Annotated in this window: 13 protein-coding genes; 8 read left to right on the top strand and 5 right to left on the bottom strand. The window is 70.3% G+C overall.

The genetic code is table 11. The annotated features are described in order from the left end of the window. The first annotated feature begins 3 nt into the window (after positions 1 to 3). Positions 4 to 831, top strand: a complete 828-nt coding sequence (locus ABZ880_RS27840) for a 4'-phosphopantetheinyl transferase superfamily protein (RefSeq protein WP_361267798.1) — start codon at positions 4 to 6, stop codon at positions 829 to 831. Positions 832 to 1,013: 182 nt separating this feature from the next. Here the strand turns inward: ABZ880_RS27840 and rpsT are convergent, their stop codons facing one another. Continuing rightward, positions 1,014 to 1,280, bottom strand: coding sequence for a 30S ribosomal protein S20 (gene rpsT, locus ABZ880_RS27835; protein ID WP_361267796.1), 267 nt, complete (start codon positions 1,278 to 1,280; stop codon positions 1,014 to 1,016). A gap of 222 nt (positions 1,281 to 1,502) precedes the next feature. Here rpsT and lepA point away from each other — a divergent pair, with 222 nt between their 5' ends. Continuing rightward, on the top strand, positions 1,503 to 3,371 hold the full coding sequence (gene lepA, locus ABZ880_RS27830) for a translation elongation factor 4 (protein ID WP_361267794.1): 1,869 nt from the start codon (positions 1,503 to 1,505) through the stop codon (positions 3,369 to 3,371). A gap of 250 nt (positions 3,372 to 3,621) precedes the next feature. Next, on the top strand, positions 3,622 to 5,493 hold the full coding sequence (locus ABZ880_RS27825) for an AMP-dependent synthetase/ligase (RefSeq protein WP_361267792.1): 1,872 nt from the start codon (positions 3,622 to 3,624) through the stop codon (positions 5,491 to 5,493). Between the two features lie 162 nt (positions 5,494 to 5,655). Here ABZ880_RS27825 and ABZ880_RS27820 read toward each other — a convergent pair whose 3' ends face one another. Both ABZ880_RS27820 and ABZ880_RS27815 read right to left on the bottom strand, forming a co-directional pair. Continuing rightward, a complete protein-coding gene (locus ABZ880_RS27820; RefSeq protein ID WP_361267790.1) occupies positions 5,656 to 6,225 on the bottom strand; it encodes a response regulator in 570 nt (189 codons plus the stop codon). 12 nt (positions 6,226 to 6,237) lie between these two features. Further along, positions 6,238 to 10,386, bottom strand: coding sequence for a HAMP domain-containing protein (locus tag ABZ880_RS27815; RefSeq protein WP_361267788.1), 4,149 nt, complete (start codon positions 10,384 to 10,386; stop codon positions 6,238 to 6,240). Positions 10,387 to 10,488: 102 nt separating this feature from the next. Between ABZ880_RS27815 and ABZ880_RS27810 the strand changes: the two genes are divergently transcribed. The 3 genes from ABZ880_RS27810 to ABZ880_RS27800 are packed head-to-tail and all read left to right on the top strand — an operon-like array spanning position 10,489 to position 14,333. Beyond that, positions 10,489 to 12,414 carry a SpoIIE family protein phosphatase gene (locus ABZ880_RS27810; RefSeq protein ID WP_361267786.1) on the top strand — a complete coding sequence of 642 codons (1,926 nt, stop codon included), beginning with the start codon at positions 10,489 to 10,491 and terminating at the stop codon, positions 12,412 to 12,414. A 31-nt stretch (positions 12,415 to 12,445) separates the two neighbouring features. After that, complete coding sequence (gene hemW / locus ABZ880_RS27805; RefSeq protein WP_361267784.1) at positions 12,446 to 13,678, top strand: radical SAM family heme chaperone HemW; 1,233 nt, start codon at positions 12,446 to 12,448, stop codon at positions 13,676 to 13,678. Between the two features lie 31 nt (positions 13,679 to 13,709). After that, on the top strand, positions 13,710 to 14,333 hold the full coding sequence (locus ABZ880_RS27800; protein ID WP_361267782.1) for a hypothetical protein: 624 nt from the start codon (positions 13,710 to 13,712) through the stop codon (positions 14,331 to 14,333). Here the strand turns inward: ABZ880_RS27800 and ABZ880_RS27795 are convergent. Both ABZ880_RS27795 and ABZ880_RS27790 read right to left on the bottom strand, forming a co-directional pair. Beyond that, entirely contained in the window at positions 14,314 to 15,120 is an 807-nt protein-coding gene (locus ABZ880_RS27795; protein ID WP_361267780.1) for a DUF3097 domain-containing protein, read from the bottom strand. The genes ABZ880_RS27800 and ABZ880_RS27795 overlap by 20 nt on opposite strands. 42 nt (positions 15,121 to 15,162) lie before the next feature. After that, positions 15,163 to 15,894, bottom strand: coding sequence for an MBL fold metallo-hydrolase (locus ABZ880_RS27790; protein WP_361267778.1), 732 nt, complete (start codon positions 15,892 to 15,894; stop codon positions 15,163 to 15,165). Positions 15,895 to 16,045: 151 nt separating this feature from the next. On the opposite strand from ABZ880_RS27790, the gene hrcA reads away from it, so the two are divergent. Together hrcA and dnaJ are read left to right on the top strand one after the other, a co-directional pair. Beyond that, on the top strand, positions 16,046 to 17,062 hold the full coding sequence (hrcA, locus tag ABZ880_RS27785) for a heat-inducible transcriptional repressor HrcA (RefSeq protein WP_361267776.1): 1,017 nt from the start codon (positions 16,046 to 16,048) through the stop codon (positions 17,060 to 17,062). Then, positions 17,063 to 18,199 (top strand): molecular chaperone DnaJ, encoded by a 1,137-nt coding sequence (dnaJ, locus tag ABZ880_RS27780; protein ID WP_361267774.1) that lies wholly within the window; start codon positions 17,063 to 17,065, stop codon positions 18,197 to 18,199. Positions 18,200 to 18,251: the final 52 nt, after the last annotated feature.

The raw sequence follows: 18,251 nt of genomic DNA, 5'->3' as shown, positions 1-18,251 counted from the left end.
CCCATGAACAGTCCCGCCGTAGCCCCGCCCCTCCTGATGCCCGGGCCCGACAGCCCCTGGAGCCGGGTCAGGCAGTCCATGGCCTGGCACGGCCATGTCGTCGTGCACGCGGCCTGGCACGACTGGCTGCCCGCCACCCTCGCCGACCCCCGGCTGCGCCCCCTGCTCGGCGCCCGCGACTGGCAGCGGCTGCACGCCCTGACCGATCCGCAGGCCCGCGACCGCTTCGCCGCCTCCCGCCTGCTGCTGAAGTACACAGCGGGTGCCGCCCTGCAGACCCCGCCGGACGCCGTGGAACTCGCCTCCAAGGCGGGCGGACGGCCGTATCTGCGCGGCTGCGACCAGATCGAGGTGAGCCTCAGCCACACCGGCGACCTGCTCGTCGTGGGCCTGAACCGGCGCGGCCGCATCGGCGTCGACACCGAGCGCGCGGACCGTCGTATCCAGTACTCGGCGGTCGAACGCCATCTGTGCACCCCGGACGAGCGCCGCCGCCTCGCCGCCCTGCCCCCGGACGAACTGCAGCAGGACCTCGTGCACACCTGGGTCCTGAAGGAGGCGTACACCAAGGCGCTCGGGCAGGGCATGCGGATGGGCTTCACCCAGTTCGGCTTCGGCCCGGACCACTCCACCCTGCTCACCCCGCAGGGCGCCCCCGCCTCGCACGGCGAGTGGTCCTTCGCCACCTTCGAACTCGACGGCGGCCACCTGGTCGGCGTCGCCTGCCACGACGCCGGCTACGGCGACGACGGGGACACGGCCGTCTCCACCATGCTCGACGAGGGCTTCCTGGGCGAGGTCGTCGACCTGGTGGGCCGCGCCGCCCACTGACCGCACGACGAAGGCCCCGCCTCGTATCCCCGGGGAAGGGGAGCGAGGCGGGGCCTTCGGTTCAAGCTGTCGAGCCCGTACCCGCGTGGCGAACGCAGGCCGCGTACAGGCTCTGGGGTGCCGGTCGGGAGCGGATGAGAGAGGGCCCGCTCTGGTCCTTCCGGCGGTCAGATCGGAGAGTTTCAGCCCTTGAGGGACTCGACCTTGGAAGCAAGCGCCGACTTCTTGTTGGCGGCCTGGTTCTTGTGGATGACGCCCTTCGAGACGGCCTTGTCGAGCTGACGCGCGGCAGCGCGCTGGTACTCGGTGGCCTTCTCGACGTCACCCGCGGCAGCAGCCTCACGGGCCTTGCGGATCGCGGTCTTCAGGGAGGACTTGACGGCCTTGTTGCGCAGCCGGGCCTTCTCGTTGGTCTTGATCCGCTTGATCTGGGACTTGATGTTCGCCACTGATTGAGCCTTTTCAGGTTCAGGCACGGGACCGCACGGGACCCGCACCAGGTGATTTCTTGAGGTGTGCCTCGCGCTGAGAGGGCATGAGACACAGCCACCCAGGCTACCAGTGGCCCGGAGAATGGCCCAAACCGGTCCCAGGTCGCCCGCCGTGGGACGATGGAGCCTACGTATCGATCCGACCCGAGGCATAAGGCGCCTCAAGAGACAGGACCCTGCGTGCCCGCGACCCCTAACAATGTGCCCGAGCCGAGCCGTACCGACCCGGCTCTGATCCGCAATTTCTGCATCATCGCGCACATCGACCACGGCAAGTCCACGCTCGCCGACCGGATGCTCCAGCTGACCGGCGTCGTCGAGCAGCGGCAGATGCGTGCTCAGTACCTCGACCGCATGGACATCGAGCGCGAGCGCGGCATCACGATCAAGTCCCAGGCGGTGCGCCTGCCCTGGGCTCCGACCCACGAGCCCGGCAACACGCACATCCTCAACATGATCGACACCCCGGGGCACGTCGACTTCACCTACGAGGTCTCGCGGTCGCTGGCCGCCTGCGAGGGCACCGTCCTCCTCGTCGACGCCGCCCAGGGCATCGAGGCCCAGACCCTCGCCAACCTCTACCTGGCGATGGAGAACGACCTCACGATCATCCCCGTACTGAACAAGATCGACCTGCCGGCCGCGCAGCCCGAGAAGTTCGCCGAGGAGCTCGCCAACCTGGTCGGCTGCGACCCCGACGACGTGCTGCGGGTCTCCGCCAAGACCGGTCTCGGCGTCGACGCGCTGCTCGACAAGGTGGTCAAGGAGATCCCGGCGCCGGTCGGCGTCGCGGACGCCCCCGCCCGCGCGATGATCTTCGACTCGGTCTACGACTCCTACCGCGGCGTCGTGACGTACGTACGAGTCGTCGACGGCCAGCTCAACAAGCGCGAGCGGATCCGGATGATGTCCACCGGCGCCACGCACGAGCTGCTGGAGATCGGCACCAACTCGCCCGAGATGCTGGGCGCCGACGGCCTCGGCGTCGGTGAGGTGGGCTATCTCATCACCGGTGTGAAGGACGTCCGCCAGTCCAAGGTCGGTGACACCATCACCAGCCTGGCCAAGGGCGCGACCGAGGCCCTCGGGGGATACAAGGACCCCAAGCCGATGGTCTTCTCCGGGCTGTATCCGCTGGACGGCTCGGACTACCCCGAGCTGCGCGACGCCCTCGACAAGCTCCAGCTCAACGACGCCGCGCTCGTCTACGAGCCGGAGACCTCCGCGGCCCTCGGCTTCGGCTTCCGCGTCGGCTTCCTGGGCCTGCTGCACCTGGACGTGATCCGCGAGCGCCTGGAGCGCGAGTTCGGGCTCGACCTGATCGCGACCGCACCCAACGTGGTCTACCGCGTGCTCATGGAGGACGGGACCGAGCACACGGTCACCAACCCCAGCGAGTTCCCCGAGGGCAAGATCAGCGAGGTCTACGAGCCGGTCGTGCGCGCCACGATCCTCGCGCCGTCGGAGTTCATCGGCTCGATCATGGAGCTGTGCCAGACCCGGCGCGGCACCCTCCTCGGCATGGACTACCTCTCCGAGGACCGCGTCGAGATCCGCTACACGCTCCCGCTCGCGGAGATCGTCTTCGACTTCTTCGACCAGCTGAAGTCCAAGACCCGCGGTTACGCCTCGCTGGACTACGAGCCCACCGGCGAGCAGACCTCCAGCCTGGTCAAGGTCGACATCCTGCTGCACGGCGACAAGGTCGACGCCTTCTCGGCGATCACCCACAAGGACGCGGCCTACGCCTACGGTGTGCGGCTCGTCGCCAAGCTGCGCGAGCTCATCCCGCGGCAGGCCTTCGAGGTGCCGATCCAGGCCGCCATCGGCTCCCGGGTGATCGCCCGCGAGACCATCCGCGCCATCCGCAAGGACGTCCTCGCCAAGTGCTACGGCGGCGACATCTCCCGTAAGCGCAAGCTCCTGGAGAAGCAGAAGGAGGGCAAGAAGCGAATGAAGATGGTGGGTTCCGTGGAGGTTCCGCAGGAGGCGTTCATCGCGGTGCTCTCCAGTGATGACAGCGCGGGGTCGGGCAAGGGCAAGAAGTAACCAGGGGTAACAGCGGGTTACTGCACCAACCGGACACAACAGGGGCTCGTCGTACGAAAGCGCGGCGGGCCCCTACGCGTGCGTAACGTCGCTCTCTGTAGGAAGTGACAGGCCGCCGCCCCTTACGCGTCGGCCGGTCGGGCTCTACTCTGATCTCTGCTCGATAGTTACTCGCGAGTTAAACAAACGCTACTGCGTGAAGCCAGCCGCAATTGAGCCAGCCGCACTGCCGCGGGCCCCGGAGGATGTCGTGAGCGACACACAGACCCTGATCGAGAACCGTCCGCCGAGCGTGGCGAACCTCTTCCTGGAGCGCGTTGCGGCCACGCCGGACGCCGAGGCGTACCGCTATCCGGTGGCCGCATCCGGTGAGGGCCCCGACGAGTGGAAGTCGCTGAGCTGGGGGCAGGCCGCCGAGCGGGTCTACGCGATCGCGGCCGGTCTGATCGAGCTCGGCGTGCTGCCCGAGCAGCGCGTGGCGCTCGCCGCCTCGACCCGGGTCGAGTGGCTCCTCGCCGACCTGGGCATCATGTGCGCCGGGGCCGCCACGACCACGATCTACCCGCAGACCAACGCCGACGAGTCGGCGTTCATCCTGTCCGACTCCGAGAGCCGGGTGCTGATCGCGGAGGACGCGGCCCAGCTGGCCAAGGCGGTCGAGAAGAGGGCCGAGCTGCCCGCCCTCACGCACGTGGTCGTCATCGACCCGGCCGGTGTCGAGACCAGCGACTGGGTCCTCACCCTCGGCGAGCTGGAGGCCCGGGGCGCCGCCCGCCTGGAGAAGGACCCCGACCTGATCAAGGAGCGGGTCGGCGCGATCACCAAGGACCAGCTCGCCACCCTCATCTACACCTCGGGCACCACCGGCCGCCCCAAGGGTGTGCGCCTGCCGCACGACAACTGGTCGTACATGGCGAAGGCGATCGCCGCGACCGGCCTGATCAGCGCCGAGGACGTGCAGTACCTGTGGCTGCCGCTCGCGCACGTCTTCGGCAAGGTGCTCACCTCGGGCCAGATCGAGGTCGGGCACGTCACCGCCGTCGACGGCCGCGTCGACAAGATCATCGAGAATCTGCCGGTCGTGCAGCCGACGTACATGGCGGCCGTCCCGCGCATCTTCGAGAAGGTCTACAACGGGGTCGCGGCCAAGGCGAAGGCCGGCGGCGGCGCCAAGTACAAGATCTTCCAGTGGGCGGCCGAGGTTGCCCGCGAGTACGCCAAGGTCGCGCAGGACAACTTCCGGCGCACCGGCACGGCGTCCGTCCCGTTCTCGCTCGGCGCCAAGCACAAGGTCGCCGACGCGCTGGTCTTCGCCAAGATCCGCGAGGCCTTCGGCGGCAACCTGCGCGCCTGCGTGTCCGGTTCGGCCGCGCTCGCGCCCGAGATCGGCTACTTCTTCTCCGGCGCGGGCATCCACATCCTGGAGGGCTACGGCCTCACGGAGTCCTCCGCGGCCTCCTTCGTGAACCCCGGCGAGGCGTACCGCACCGGCACGGTCGGCAAGCCGCTGCCCGGCACCGAGGTGCGCATCGCGGACGACGGCGAGATCCTGCTGCGCAGCCCCGGCATCATGGAGGGCTACCACGGGCTGCCCGAGAAGACCGCCGAGGTGCTGGAGTCGGACGGCTGGTTCCACACCGGCGACATCGGCGAGCTCTCGCCCGACGGCTATCTGCGCATCACCGACCGCAAGAAGGACCTCATCAAGACGTCCGGCGGCAAGTACATCGCGCCGGCCGAGGTCGAGGGCCAGTTCAAGGCGGTCTGCCCGTACGTCTCCAACATCCTGGTGCACGGCGCCGACCGGAACTTCTGCACGGCGCTCATCGCGCTGGACGAGCCGTCGATCCTGCAGTGGGCCTCGGAGAACGGCCTGGCGGGCAAGTCGTACGCCGACGTCGTGGCCGCGCCCGCGACGGTCGCCCTCATCGAGGGCTACGTCAAGGAGCTCAACGGAGGCCTGCAGCGCTGGCAGACGGTCAAGAAGTTCCGTCTCCTGCCACGCGACCTCGACGTGGAGCACGGCGAGATCACCCCCAGCCTGAAGCTGAAGCGCCCGGTCGTCGAACGGGAGTACAAGCACCTCATCGACGAGATGTATGCAGGGGCGCGGGAGGCATAGGCGCGTGGCTGGGGCGCCCTGGCGCGTGTTCGGCTGGGGGCGCCCTGGGTGCTGCTGGGGGTGCGGGGGTCGTCCCCCGCTGTGATGCAGCCGAGCACCTCATCGACGAGATGTATGCGGGCGCGCGGGAGGCGTAGGGCCTGCACGCGGGAGGCGTAAGGACTACAGGCGTCCCCTGGCGACAAGTTGACGTAGTTCCCGGACCCGTTCGCGCAATGCGGGCAGGTCCGGGGTGTTGCCCTCGAGGGCGGCCTCCAGTTCCACCAGCCGCGTGCCCACCTCCCCGTAGTCCGCCTGCTCCTGGGCCAGTAACCGCTCCAACTGCTGGTTCTTGCGGTGCAGGTCGAGGAAGACGGTGACCTTCGCCCTGAGGACCCACGGGTCGAAGGGCTTGGTCAGGTAGTCGGCGGCCCCCGTGGCGTAACCGCGGAAGGCGTATCCGGAGTCGTCGTCCGCGCCGGTCAGGAAGATGATCGGGACGTCCTTGGTCTGGTCGAGCCGCTTGATGTTCGCGGCCGTCTCGAATCCGTCCATGCCGGGCATCCGTACGTCGAGCAGGACGAGCGCGAAGTGCTGGCGCAGCAGCGCCTTCATCGCCTCCTCGCCCGAACGTGCCCGTACCAGCGGCTCGTTGAGGGACCCCAGGACGGCCTCCAGCGCGATCAGGTTGTCCTCCATGTCGTCCACGAGGAGGATGCTGGCGCGCTCGTTGGTCGTTGCCTCAGCGCTCATGGTGAGTTTGCCTCATTCGGTGATCGGCGGGATCGCCGCCTCCACGGTCGTGCCCGGCTCCGGGTCGGCGGTGTCGGTGGTCTCGTCCGGGCCCGCCGGATCCAGGAGCGCGCAGACGACCGTCAGCAGCTGGTCGACGTCCACCGGCTTCGGTACGTAGTCGTTCGCACCCCGCGCGATGGACTTCTCGCGGTCGCCGGGCATCGCCTTCGCGGTCAGGGCGACGATCGGCAGACCGCTCCAGCGGGGGGTGCGGCGGATGGCGGCGATGGTCTCGTAGCCGTCCATCTCCGGCATCATGATGTCCATCAGGACGAGTTCGACGTCCGGGTTGCGCTCCAGCGTCTCGATGCCCTCACGGCCGTTCTCCGCGTACAGGACCGGCATGCCGACGCGGCCGAGGACATGGGTGAGGGCGAAGACGTTGCGGATGTCGTCGTCGACGATCAACACCCGCCGCCCGGGCAGGACCTGACCCGCCCGGCCGGACTTCCACGCCTCCAGTTTGGTCGGGGCCGGCCAGGAGTCGTCCACATCGTGCGAGGCCGTGAACGGCTCTGCCGACAACTGTTCGGGAACCGGCAGATCCCGGTCCTCGGGGACCGGTCCGGTCGCCGAGTGCCCGGGGCTGACGACGGGGACGTACAGCGTGAACGTGGACCCGCTGCCGGGCTCGCTCTCGGCGACGATACGGCCGCCGAGCAGGCCCGCGATCTCGCGGCTGATGGACAGACCGAGGCCCGTGCCGCCGTACTTGCGGTTGGTGGTGCCGTCGGCCTGCTGGAACGCCTCGAAGATCACCGGGAGTTTCTCGGCCGCGATGCCGATGCCGGTGTCGGAGACCGCGAAGGCGATCACGTCGTCGCTCTCGCGGACGTGGATGTGCTCGGGGTCCTTGATCCGGCTGACCCGCAGCTCGACCCGGCCGGTCGCGGTGAACTTGATCGCGTTGGACAGGAGGTTGCGCAGGATCTGCTGCAGCCGCTGCTCGTCGGAGTACATCTCGCGCGGCACGTCCTCGCTGACGGCGACCTCGAAGGCGAGTCCCCGGTCGAGGGTGAGCGGCCGGAAGGTGGCGTGGACGTAGTCGAGGAGTTTGATCAGCGGCAGCTTCTTGGGGCGTACGTCCATCCGGCCGGCCTCGATCTTCGACAGGTCCAGGATGTCGTTGATCAGTTGGAGCAGGTCCGAGCCCGAGCGGTGGATGGTGGTCGCGAACTGCACCTCCTGGTCGGAGAGATGACCGTCCGGGTTGTCGGAGAGCAGCCGGGCGAGGATCAGCAGGGAGTTGAGCGGGGTGCGCAGCTCGTGCGACATGTTCGCCAGGAACTCCGACTTGTACTGCGACGAGGTGGCCAACAGCGCTGCCTTCTCCTCCAGTTCGGCGTTCGAGCGCTGCAACTCGGCCTGCTGCTTCTGGAGTTCGTCCGAGCGTTCCTGCAACTGCATGGCCAGCCGTTGGGACTCGCCGAGCAGGGACTCCGTACGGGAGTTGGCGATGATGGTGTTGATGGCGACGGCGATGGTGTTCACGAACTGGTCGAAGAACGCCAGGTGCACATCGGAGAAGCGGGAGAACGACGCCAGCTCGATCACGCCGAGGAGCTTGTCCTCGAAGAGGATCGGGATGATGACGACGCTGGTCGGCGCCGCCTCGCCGAGCCCGCTGTTGATCTTGATGTAGTCCGGCGGGGCCTCCTCGACGAGGATCCGCTTCTTCTCGCGGGCCGCCTGCCGCACCAGACCGTGCACGGGGAGGCCGCCGGTCTCGACGGTCGCGCCCTGCGCCGAGCCGTACCCGGCGATGAACGCGAGCCCCTTCGTGGGCACGGTGGTGCGCAGCGAGGCGCCCTCCTCGTCCGGGTCGGCGAGGAAGAACGCCCCGTACTGGGCGTTGACCAGCGGGGTCAGCTCGCGCAGCAGCAGGTCGGCGACCTCCATCAGGTCGCGGTGGCCCTGCATCAGGGCGGCGAGGCGGGCCAGGTTGGACTCCAGCCAGTCCTTCGCGCGGGTGGTCTCGCGGAGGTTGGCCACCATCAGGTTGATGTTGTCCTTGAGCTCGGCGACCTCGCCCTGGGTCTCCACGGTGATCGAGCGGGACATGTCGCCCTGGGCCACCGCGGAGGCGACCTCGGCGATCGCGCGGACCTGGGTGGTCAGGTTCGACGCGAGTTCGTTCACGTTCGTCGTCAGCCGCTTCCAGGTGCCGTAGACGCCCTCGACCCTTGCCTGGCCGCCGAGTTGACCCTCGGAGCCGACCTCGCGGGCCACGCGGGTGACCTCGGAGGAGAAGGAGGAGAGCGTGTCGACCATGGTGTTGATGGCGGTCTTCAGCTCCAGGATCTCGCCGCGCGCGTCCACGTCGATCTTCTTGGACAGGTCGCCGTTGGCGACGGCGGTGGTGACCTGGGCGATGTTGCGGACCTGCGAAGTCAGGTTGTCCGCCATGTAGTTGACGTTGTCGGTCAGGTCCCGCCACACGCCGGAGACGCCCAGCACCTGGGCGCGGCCGCCGAGCCGGCCGTCGGTGCCGACCTCGCGGGCGACGCGGGTCACCTCGTCGGCGAAGGCGCGCAGTTGCTCCACCATCGTGTTGACGGTGTCCTTCAGCTCCAGGATCTCGCCGCGCGCGTCGACGGTGATCTTCTTGGAGAGGTCGCCGTTGGCGACGGCGGTGGTGACCTGGGCGATGTTGCGGACCTGCGAAGTCAGGTTCAGCGCCATGAAGTTGACGTTGTCGGTGAGGTCCTTCCAGACGCCGGAGACGCCGCGCACCTGCGCCTGACCGCCGAGGTTTCCCTCGGTGCCGACCTCGCGGGCGACGCGGGTGACCTCGTCCGCGAAGGCGGAGAGCTGGTCGACCATCGTGTTGATGGTGGACTTCAGCTCCAGGATCTCGCCCTTCGCCTCGACCGTGATCTTCTTGCCGAGGTCGCCCTGCGCCACGGCCGTGGAGACGAGGGCGATGTTGCGGACCTGCGAAGTCAGGTTGTCCGCCATGAAGTTGACGTTGTCGGTGAGGTCCTTCCAGACCCCGGAGACGCCGCGCACCTGGGCGCGACCGCCGAGGTTTCCTTCAGTGCCGACCTCGCGGGCGACGCGGGTGACCTCGTCGGCGAAGGCGGAGAGCTGGTCGACCATCGTGTTGATGGTGGACTTCAGCTCCAGGATCTCGCCCTTGGCGTCGACGGTGATCTTCTGGCTCAGGTCGCCGTTGGCCACGGCGGTCGTCACCTGGGCGATGTTGCGCACCTGGGAGGTCAGGTTCGAGGCCATGAAGTTGACGTTGTCGGTGAGGTCCTTCCAGACCCCGCTGACCCCCCGCACCTGAGCGCGGCCGCCCAACTGGCCCTCGGTGCCGACCTCGCGGGCGACCCTGGTCACCTCGTCGGCGAAGGCGGACAGCTGGTCGACCATCGTGTTCACGGTCAGCTTCAGTTCGAGCAGCTCACCGGTCGCCTCGACGGTGACCGTACGGGTCAGGTCGCCGCGGGCCACCGCCGTCGTCACCAGGGCGATGTCGCGCACCTGGGCGGTCAGCCGGGACGCCATCGTGTTGACCGCCTCGGTCACGTCCCGCCAGCTGCCCGAAAGCCCCGTCACCTTGGCCCGTCCGCCGAGCCGCCCCTCGGTGCCGACCTCGCGCGCGACCCGCGTCACCTCGCCCGTGAAGAGGGAGAGCTGATCGACCATCTTGTTGACGGCCCGGCCCAGCCGGCGCATGTCACCGCGCAACTGACGATTGCCGTCGTGCAGGTCGACCCGCTGCGTCAGGTCGCCGCCGGCCACCGCGTCGAGCACGCGTGTCGCGTTCGCCGCCGGTGCCACGAGGGCGTCGAGGAGCTGGTTCACATCGTTGACCCGGGAGGTCCAGGCGCCCTGCCCCGGGCTCGCCGTGACCCGTTCGTCGAGCCGGCCGTGCCGCACCAACTCCCGTTTCACGCGCTGCACTTCACCGTTGAAGTGGGTGCTGCGGTCCATGATCTGGTTGAAGACGGCGGTCAGCTCGGCCACCATCCCGTGGCCCGTCTCCGGAATTTTCGAGAAGTCACCGTCCCGGGCCGCGGTCATCGCGGCGAGCAGCGGGCGCAGCTCCGATGCTCGTAGTTGTTCCGGTTTTTGTCCGTCTTCGAGCACACGCGTAGCACTGTTCTCACTCATGGCGGCCCACTTCGGTAACTCGGCGCTTATGGGCGCAGTCAGTCTGTCACTCTGTCGGCATCGACCGAGGCGTATTCGTCCTAACCGCTCGGGGAGCTGTCCATGGGGGCCATTCCGATGCAACAGGAGACCGTTTCCTGTGCCTCCGATGCGCCTGCGCACCCGTGCCCGAGAGCACCAGGGAGCGCGCACCAGCGCGCGCAGACGTGCACGACGCTGCCCGGCGGCCCCCTCGCACCCGGCTCCGCCCGCGCCCTGGTGCGCGCCGCGCTCACCGACTGGGAGAAGGCTCAACTCCCCGGTTCCGAACGCCTCTCCGGCCGTCTCGCCGACGACGCCGTGCTGGTCGTCAGCGAACTCGTCACCAACGCCGTCGTGCACGCGGGCACCGACGTGGACGTGGAGTTCCGGCTGGAGGAGACGGCCGGCGCGCTCGTCGTCGAGGTCTCCGACCACCACCCCTCCCGCACACCGCGCGACTCGGAGGCCGAAGTGCCGTACGAGACACCGGAGTACGGCCGCGGACTGCGCCTCGTCTCGACGCTCGCCGAGTCCTGGGGAATCACCTTCCGCCGGGGCACCAAGACGGTGTGGGCGCGGCTGCTCGGCGAGGGCGGCACACCCGCCGCCGAGATGGAGGTGTACGCCGGCCGGCGCGCCCTGGAGCGCGGTCTGCGCGCCGCCGAGATCCTCGCCCCCGACCCCCAGCGCGCCGAGCGCGACCGCGACTGGCTCAACCGCGGCGCCCTGTCCTTCCTCGCCGAGGCCTCCGACCTGCTCGCCGGGCAGCTCGACGAGAACCTGGTCGCCGCGCTCGCCGGACAGCTGATCGTGCCGCGGCTCGCCGACTGGTGCGCCGTATGGCTGGAGGACGAGGCGACCGGTCGCGGCGGCTGGGCGGCGGACGGCACGGGCGGCCCCGGCCCGCGCCTCGCCCGGGTCTGGCACGGCAGCGAGAACCGCATCGAGGAGCTGCGCCGGGCCCTGGAGAAGGACCCGCCGCGGCCGCCGGAGGGACTGCGGTCGGGGCCCGTCCCGTACCGCTGGCCCGGCGAGGCGTTCGACATGCGCGAGGAGCACGGCACGGCGCTCGCCTACCGCCTGATCGCGGGCGGCCGGCCGCTGGGCACGCTCGTCATCGGGCGCTCCGGGCTGCTGCGCTTCCCGGACGAGGTCACCGGACTCGTCGAGGACCTCAGCCGCCGGGTGGCCCTCGCCATCGGCGCGGCCCGCCAGTACGCCCGCCAGGCCACCATCAGCCAGGTCCTGCAGCGCGGCCTGCTGCCGGCCGGCGTCGCCGAGATCCCCGGTGTGCACAGCGCCCTCGTCTACGAACCGTGCGACAAGGGCGGACCGAGCGGCGACTTCTACGACCTCTTCCCGGCCGGCGACGGCCGCTGGTGCTTCGCCGTCGGCGACGTCCAGGGCAAGGGCCCGGAGGCCGCCGTGGTCATCGGCCTGGCCCGCCCCTGGCTGCGCCTGCTCGCCCGCGAGGGCTACCGCGTCGCCGACGTCCTGGACCGCCTCAACCGCCTCCTCCTCGACGACGCCACGGAGGCCGCGGACGCCGCCGCCCGGGCCCTGGTGCGGCCGCCCGCCCCCGGCGACGGCCCGCAGACCCGCTTCCTCTCCCTCCTCTACGGCGAGCTGACCCCCTTCGACGGCGGCGTCCGCTGCACCCTCGCCTCCGCCGGCCACCCCCTGCCGCTGCTCCTCGGCCCCGACGGAAGCGTCCGTACGGTCGCCCGTCCGCAGACCCTGCTCGGCGTCATAGAGGACGAGACGTACACCAGCGAGACCTTCGAGCTGGGCCCCGGCGACAGCCTCCTGTGCGTCACGGACGGCGTCACCGAGCGCCGCTCGGGCACCGACATGTTCGACGACGGCGACGGTCTGACCACCGCGCTCGCCGGGTGCGCGGGGATGAGCGCCGAGCTGATCGCGGAGCGCATCCGCCGGCTGGTGCACGAGTTCGGCGGGAAGCCGCCGGAGGACGACCTGGCGCTGCTGGTGCTGCAGGCGGAATGAGGAGTCGTACGGGTGCTGGACAATGGAGGGCATGCCTTCCGCACTCCCCGACGGCGAGCCGGTCCCCGCCGACGGCGCACTGCCCGCATCCGCGCTCGCCGGGGCGGCCGCCCGCCCCCTCGGTTTCTATCTGCACGTCCCGTACTGCGCGACCCGCTGCGGCTACTGCGACTTCAACACCTACACCGCCACCGAGCTGCGAGGCACGGGCGGCGTCCTGGCCTCCCGCGAGAACTACGCGGACACCCTGATCGACGAGATCCGCCTGGCGAGGAAGGTCCTCGGCGACGACCCACGGCAGGTCCGTACGGTGTTCGTCGGCGGCGGCACACCCACGCTCCTGGCCGCTGGAGATCTCGTACGCATGCTGGGCGCGATCCGCGACGAGTTCGGCCTCGCACCCGACGCGGAGGTGACGACCGAGGCGAACCCGGAGTCGGTCGACCCGGCATACCTGGCGACCCTCCGCGAGGGCGGCTTCAACCGCATCTCCTTCGGCATGCAGAGCGCGAAGCAGCACGTACTGAAGATCCTCGACCGCACGCACACCCCGGGTCGCCCGGAGGCCTGTGTGGCGGAGGCGCGAGCGGCGGGCTTCGAGCACGTCAACCTCGACCTGATCTACGGCACGCCGGGGGAGTCGGACGACGACTGGCGGGCGTCGCTGGAGGCGGCACTGGGAGCGGGCCCGGACCACATCAGCGCCTACGCGTTGATCGTCGAGGAGGGCACCCAACTGGCGCGCAGGATCCGCCGGGGCGAGATCCCGATGACGGACGACGACGTCCACGCGGACCGCTATCTGATCGCGGACGAGGTGATGTCGGCAGCGGGCTTCGACTGGTACGAGGTCTCGAACTGGGCCACGTCCGAGCCGGCCCGCTGCCTGCACAACGAGCTGTACTGGCGCGGCGCCGACTGGTGGGGCGCGGGCCCGGGCGCCCACTCCCACGTCGGCGGGGTCCGCTGGTGGAACGTGAAGCACCCGGGCGCGTACGCGGCGGCACTGGCGGCGGGCCGGTCACCGGGCGCGGGACGGGAGCTGCTGTCGGAGGAGGACCGCCGGGTCGAGCGGATCCTGCTGGAGCTGCGGCTGCGGGAGGGGGCGCCGCTGGGGCTGCTGCGGGAGGCGGGGCTGGCGGCTTCCCGCCGGGCCCTGTCGGACGGCCTGCTGCAGCAGGGCCCGTACGAGGAGGGGCGCGCCGTCCTCACCCTGCGCGGGCGGCTGCTGGCGGACGCGGTCGTGCGAGACCTGGTGGACTGACCTCCGTACGCACGGGATACAGTCCCCGCTCGTGATCTCCGACAGAGGGCCGGACACGGACGCGACGGTGGTGCGGTACGGGCTGCGGTGGCTGCTGTGGACGCTGCCGCTCGTCGTGCTGATGGGCGCTACTTCCGTCGGCGCTGTGCTGCTGGTGTTCCTGGAGCGTCGTCTCTACGGCCTGCTGCTCCTGCCGGGTCTTGTGTGGAGCGTGTTGGCGCTGCGCACGGCGCTGCGGCGGAGTCGCCTGGTCACGGTCCTGGACGCGCACGGTTTCTGGGTACTGCGGGGCCGGAAGACCGCGCTCGTCCCCTGGGACTCGCTGGCCGGGGTCGGCCTCTACTGGACCCGCGTCGGCCGTGCGCGCGTCTGCACGGTGGAGCTCTGCCCTCGCGGTGACATCGACCGCGACGACGCCGTGCTCTGGGAGTTCGTCCGGGACGCCGCGCCCCTGCGCGAGGGCCTGCCCAGACTGCGCCACCGCATCGACGTGCTGCGCTTCCCGAAGGTGTACGACGCGGCGCTCCGGCGCTGGGCGCCGCCCGGGCTGTGGTTCGGGTGGGTCGAGCAGCCCGGCTCCTATGTGGGGCAGCCGGACCGCGCCGGCCACCGGCAGCGCACCCGCGCCGCCCGGTTCACCCGGCCGGAGCCGTGACGAAGTCGATCAACTCCTCGACCCTGCCCAGGAGTTCCGGTTCCAGGTCCTTGTAGGACCGCACCCGCGACAGGATCCCCTGCCAGGCGGCCCCGGTGTTCTCCGGCCACCCCAGCGCCCGGCACACCCCCGTCTTCCAGTCCTGCCCGTGCGGCACCCGCGGCCAGCCCGCGATCCCCAGGGTCGCCGGCTTCACCGCTTCCCAGATGTCGATGTACGGGTGGCCGACGACCAGCGCGTGCTCGCTCGTCACCGACTCCGCGATGCGCCACTCCTTCGTGCCGGGGACGAGGTGGTCCACCAGGACGCCGAGGCGGGCGTCCGGGCCGGGCGCGAAGTCGGCCACGATCGAGGGCAGGTCGTCCACGCCCTCCAGGTACTCCACGACCACGCCCTCGATGCGCAGGTCGTCGCCCCAGACCCGCTCGACGAGTTCGGCGTCGTGCCGCCCCTCGACATAGATGCGCCCGGCGCGAGCCACGCGCGCGCGTGCGCCGGGGACGGCCACCGAACCGGATGCCGTACGGGTGGGGCGGACAGGGCCCGAGGACGGGCGTACGAGCGTCACCACCCTGCCCTCCAGCAGGAACCCCCGCGGCTCCATCGGGAACACCCGGTGCTTGCCGAAGCGGTCCTCCAGCGTCACCGTGCCCGCCTCGCAGCGGATCACCGCCCCGCAGAAACCGGTGCCGGGCTCCTCGACCACCAGACCGGGCTCGGCCGGGACTTCGGGGACCGGCTTGGGCTTCTTCCACGGCGGGGTCAGATCGGCGGAGTACTGGCGCATTCGGATGACGATAGGAGAAGCCCGCCCCTCACGTCGTACAGATCACGGAGACACGCCGAAACGGGCCGCCAGCTCGTCCCGCTGCCGTCTCACGAACCCCGCGTCCACCACCGCTCCGTGACCGGGCACGTACAGCGCGTCCTCGCCACCCAGGTCCAGGAGCCGGTCCAGCGCGGCCGGCCAGTGCGACGGTACGGCGTCCGGGCCCGCCTGCGGTTCGCCGGACTCCTCCACCAGATCGCCGCAGAACACGACCTCCGGGGTGCCGGGGACGAGCACGACGAGATCGTGCGCCGTGTGGCCCGGGCCCACGTTCGCCAGCAGCACCTGCCGGCCGCCGCCCAGATCGAGCGTCCACTCGCCGGAGACGTGATGGCGCGGGGGCGTCAGCGCGTCCACGGCCTCCTCCGCCACATCCGCGTCCAGACCGTTGCCCACCGCGTCCGCCCGCAGTTCCTCGCGCGCGTGCCGGGCCTCGAACACCGCGTCCATGCCCACCGCCCCGTACACCTCCGTGCCCGCGAACGCCGCTGCCCCGAAGACATGGTCGAAGTGGGGATGCGTGAGCGCGAGATGAGTCACACGGTGACCGGCGAGCTCCTGCGCCTGAGTACGCACCCGTGCGCCCTCCGCGAGGCTCGACCCCGCGTCGATCAAGAGCGCCGTGCCCTCCCCGACGACCAGCCCCGCCGTGCAGTCCCACCCGGGCAGACGGCACCGCCCGACCCCCGCCGCCAGCCGCTCCCACCCCAGCTCTTCCCAAGTCACCGTCATACCGCGACGCTAGCTGTACGACCCCGTCAACGGGGGCCGACCTTGCCCCGGGTGTACCCCACAGCCGTACACTGGGCCGGGGAACGCTGGCACTCGGACGGACAGAGTGCCAGGCGGAGCGCCTAGGGGACGACTTCTGGAGGTGTGCGCGATGCTGAGTGAACGACGGCTCCAGGTCCTGCGCGCCATCGTCCAGGACTACGTCGGCACCGAGGAGCCGGTCGGGTCGAAGGCCCTGACCGAGCGGCACAGCCTCGGGGTGTCCCCGGCGACGGTCCGCAACGACATGGCGGCCCTGGAGGACGAGGGATACATCGCCCAGCCGCACACCAGCGCCGGGCGCATCCCGACCGACAAGGGCTACCGGCTGTTCGTCGACAAGCTCGCCGGCGTCAAGCCGATGAGCCCGCCCGAGCGCCGGGCCATCCAGAACTTCCTCGACGGCGCCGTCGACCTCGACGACGTCGTGGCCCGCACGGTGCGGCTGCTCGCGCAGCTCACGCGGCAGGTCGCCGTCGTCCAGTACCCCTCGCTGACCCGCTCGACCGTGCGGCACGTGGAGCTGCTCTCGCTCGCCCCCGCGCGCGTGATGCTCGTGCTGATCACCGACACCGGCCGGGTCGAGCAGCGCATGGTCGACTGCCCGGCCCCCTTCGGCGAGGCCTCGCTCGCGGACCTGCGGGCGCGGCTCAACAGCCGGGTCGCGGGCCGCCGTTTCACGGACGTTCCGCGGCTGGTCGAGGACCTGCCCGAGGGCTTCGACGTGGAGGACCGGGGTACGGTCTCGACAGTGCTCTCCACTCTCCTGGAGACACTCGTCGAGGAGAACGAGGAGCGGCTGATGATCGGCGGCACCGCCAATCTGACCCGCTTCGGACATGACTTCCCCCTCACCATCCGCCCCGTCCTGGAGGCGCTCGAGGAGCAGGTCGTGCTCCTCAAGTTGCTTGGCGAGGCGGGGGATTCGGGCATGACGGTGCGCATCGGGCACGAGAACGCCTATGAGGGACTCAACTCCACTTCTGTGGTGTCGGTCGGCTACGGTTCGGGCGGCGAGGCAGTCGCCAAGCTCGGCGTGGTCGGACCGACCCGCATGGATTACCCGGGAACGATGGGAGCGGTACGCGCAGTGGCACGGTACGTCGGACAGATCCTGGCGGAGTCGTAAGTGGCCACGGACTACTACGCCGTTCTCGGCGTGCGCCGCGACGCGTCGCAGGAAGAGATCAAGAAGGCCTTCCGGCGGCTCGCGCGCGAGCTGCACCCGGACGTCAACCCGGACCCGAAGACCCAGGAGCGGTTCAAGGAGATCAACGCCGCTTACGAGGTGCTCTCCGACCCGCAGAAGAAGCAGGTCTACGACCTCGGCGGCGACCCGCTGTCCCAGGCGGGCGGCGGTGGCGCGGGCGGCTTCGGGGCCGGTGGCTTCGGGAACTTCTCGGACATCATGGACGCGTTCTTCGGTACGGCGTCGCAGCGGGGCCCGCGGTCGCGCACGCGCCGGGGCCAGGACGCGATGATCCGGCTGGAGATCGAGCTCGACGAGGCGGCCTTCGGTACGACGAAGGACATCCAGGTCGACACGGCGATCGTCTGCTCCACCTGCAACGGTGAGGGCGCGGCGCCGGGCACCTCCGCCCAGACGTGTGACATGTGCCGCGGCCGCGGTGAGGTGTCGCAGGTGACGCGGTCCTTCCTGGGCCAGGTCATGACCTCGCGTCCGTGCCCTCAGTGCCAGGGCTTCGGCACCGTGGTCCCGACGCCGTGCCCCGAGTGCGCGGGCGACGGCCGCGTTCGGTCCCGTCGTACCCTCACGGTCAAGATCCCGGCCGGTGTCGACAACGGCACCCGCATCCAGCTCGCCGGCGAGGGCGAGGTCGGCCCCGGTGGCGGGCCCGCCGGTGACCTGTACGTCGAGATCCACGAGCTGCCGCACTCGACGTTCCAGCGGCGCGGCGACGACCTGCACTGCACGGTGACGATCCCGATGACGGCGGCGTCCCTCGGCACCAAGGTCCCGCTGGAGACGCTGGACGGCATGGAGGAGGTCGACATCCGGCCCGGCACCCAGTCCGGCCAGTCGATCCCGCTGCACGGCCGGGGCGTCACGCACCTGCGCGGCGGCGGCCGTGGCGACCTGATCGTCCATGTCGAGGTCCAGACCCCGACGAAGCTCGACCCCGAGCAGGAGCGGTTGCTGCGAGAGCTGGCCAAGCTGCGCGGTGAGGAGCGTCCCCAGGGACAGTTCCAGCCCGGGCAGCAAGGGCTGTTCTCGCGGCTCAAGGACGCCTTCAACGGGCGCTGACGCGAGCCGTGAAAGGTCGCTGAATCGCGTTCATTCCTGAGGCACGTGCCAA

The organism is Streptomyces sp. NPDC047043 (assembly GCF_040644055.1).
Taxonomy (GTDB): domain Bacteria; phylum Actinomycetota; class Actinomycetes; order Streptomycetales; family Streptomycetaceae; genus Streptomyces.
Note: the sequence above shows the minus strand (reverse complement) of the source record. Positions and strands in the feature narration are given on the sequence as shown.

Excerpts from the sequence above, each read along its gene's own strand:
- ABZ880_RS27810 (WP_361267786.1), top strand. The coding sequence starts at position 10,489 with ATGGGGGCCATTCCGATGCAACAGGAGACCGTTTCCTGTGCCTCCGAT.
- ABZ880_RS27790 (WP_361267778.1), bottom strand. The coding sequence starts at position 15,894 with ATGACGGTGACTTGGGAAGAGCTGGGGTGGGAGCGGCTGGCGGCGGGG.
- ABZ880_RS27795 (WP_361267780.1), bottom strand. The coding sequence starts at position 15,120 with ATGCGCCAGTACTCCGCCGATCTGACCCCGCCGTGGAAGAAGCCCAAG.
- hrcA (WP_361267776.1), top strand. The coding sequence starts at position 16,046 with ATGCTGAGTGAACGACGGCTCCAGGTCCTGCGCGCCATCGTCCAGGAC.
- ABZ880_RS27815 (WP_361267788.1), bottom strand. The coding sequence starts at position 10,386 with ATGAGTGAGAACAGTGCTACGCGTGTGCTCGAAGACGGACAAAAACCG.
- ABZ880_RS27820 (WP_361267790.1), bottom strand. The coding sequence starts at position 6,225 with ATGAGCGCTGAGGCAACGACCAACGAGCGCGCCAGCATCCTCCTCGTG.
- hemW (WP_361267784.1), top strand. The coding sequence starts at position 12,446 with ATGCCTTCCGCACTCCCCGACGGCGAGCCGGTCCCCGCCGACGGCGCA.
- ABZ880_RS27840 (WP_361267798.1), top strand. The coding sequence starts at position 4 with ATGAACAGTCCCGCCGTAGCCCCGCCCCTCCTGATGCCCGGGCCCGAC.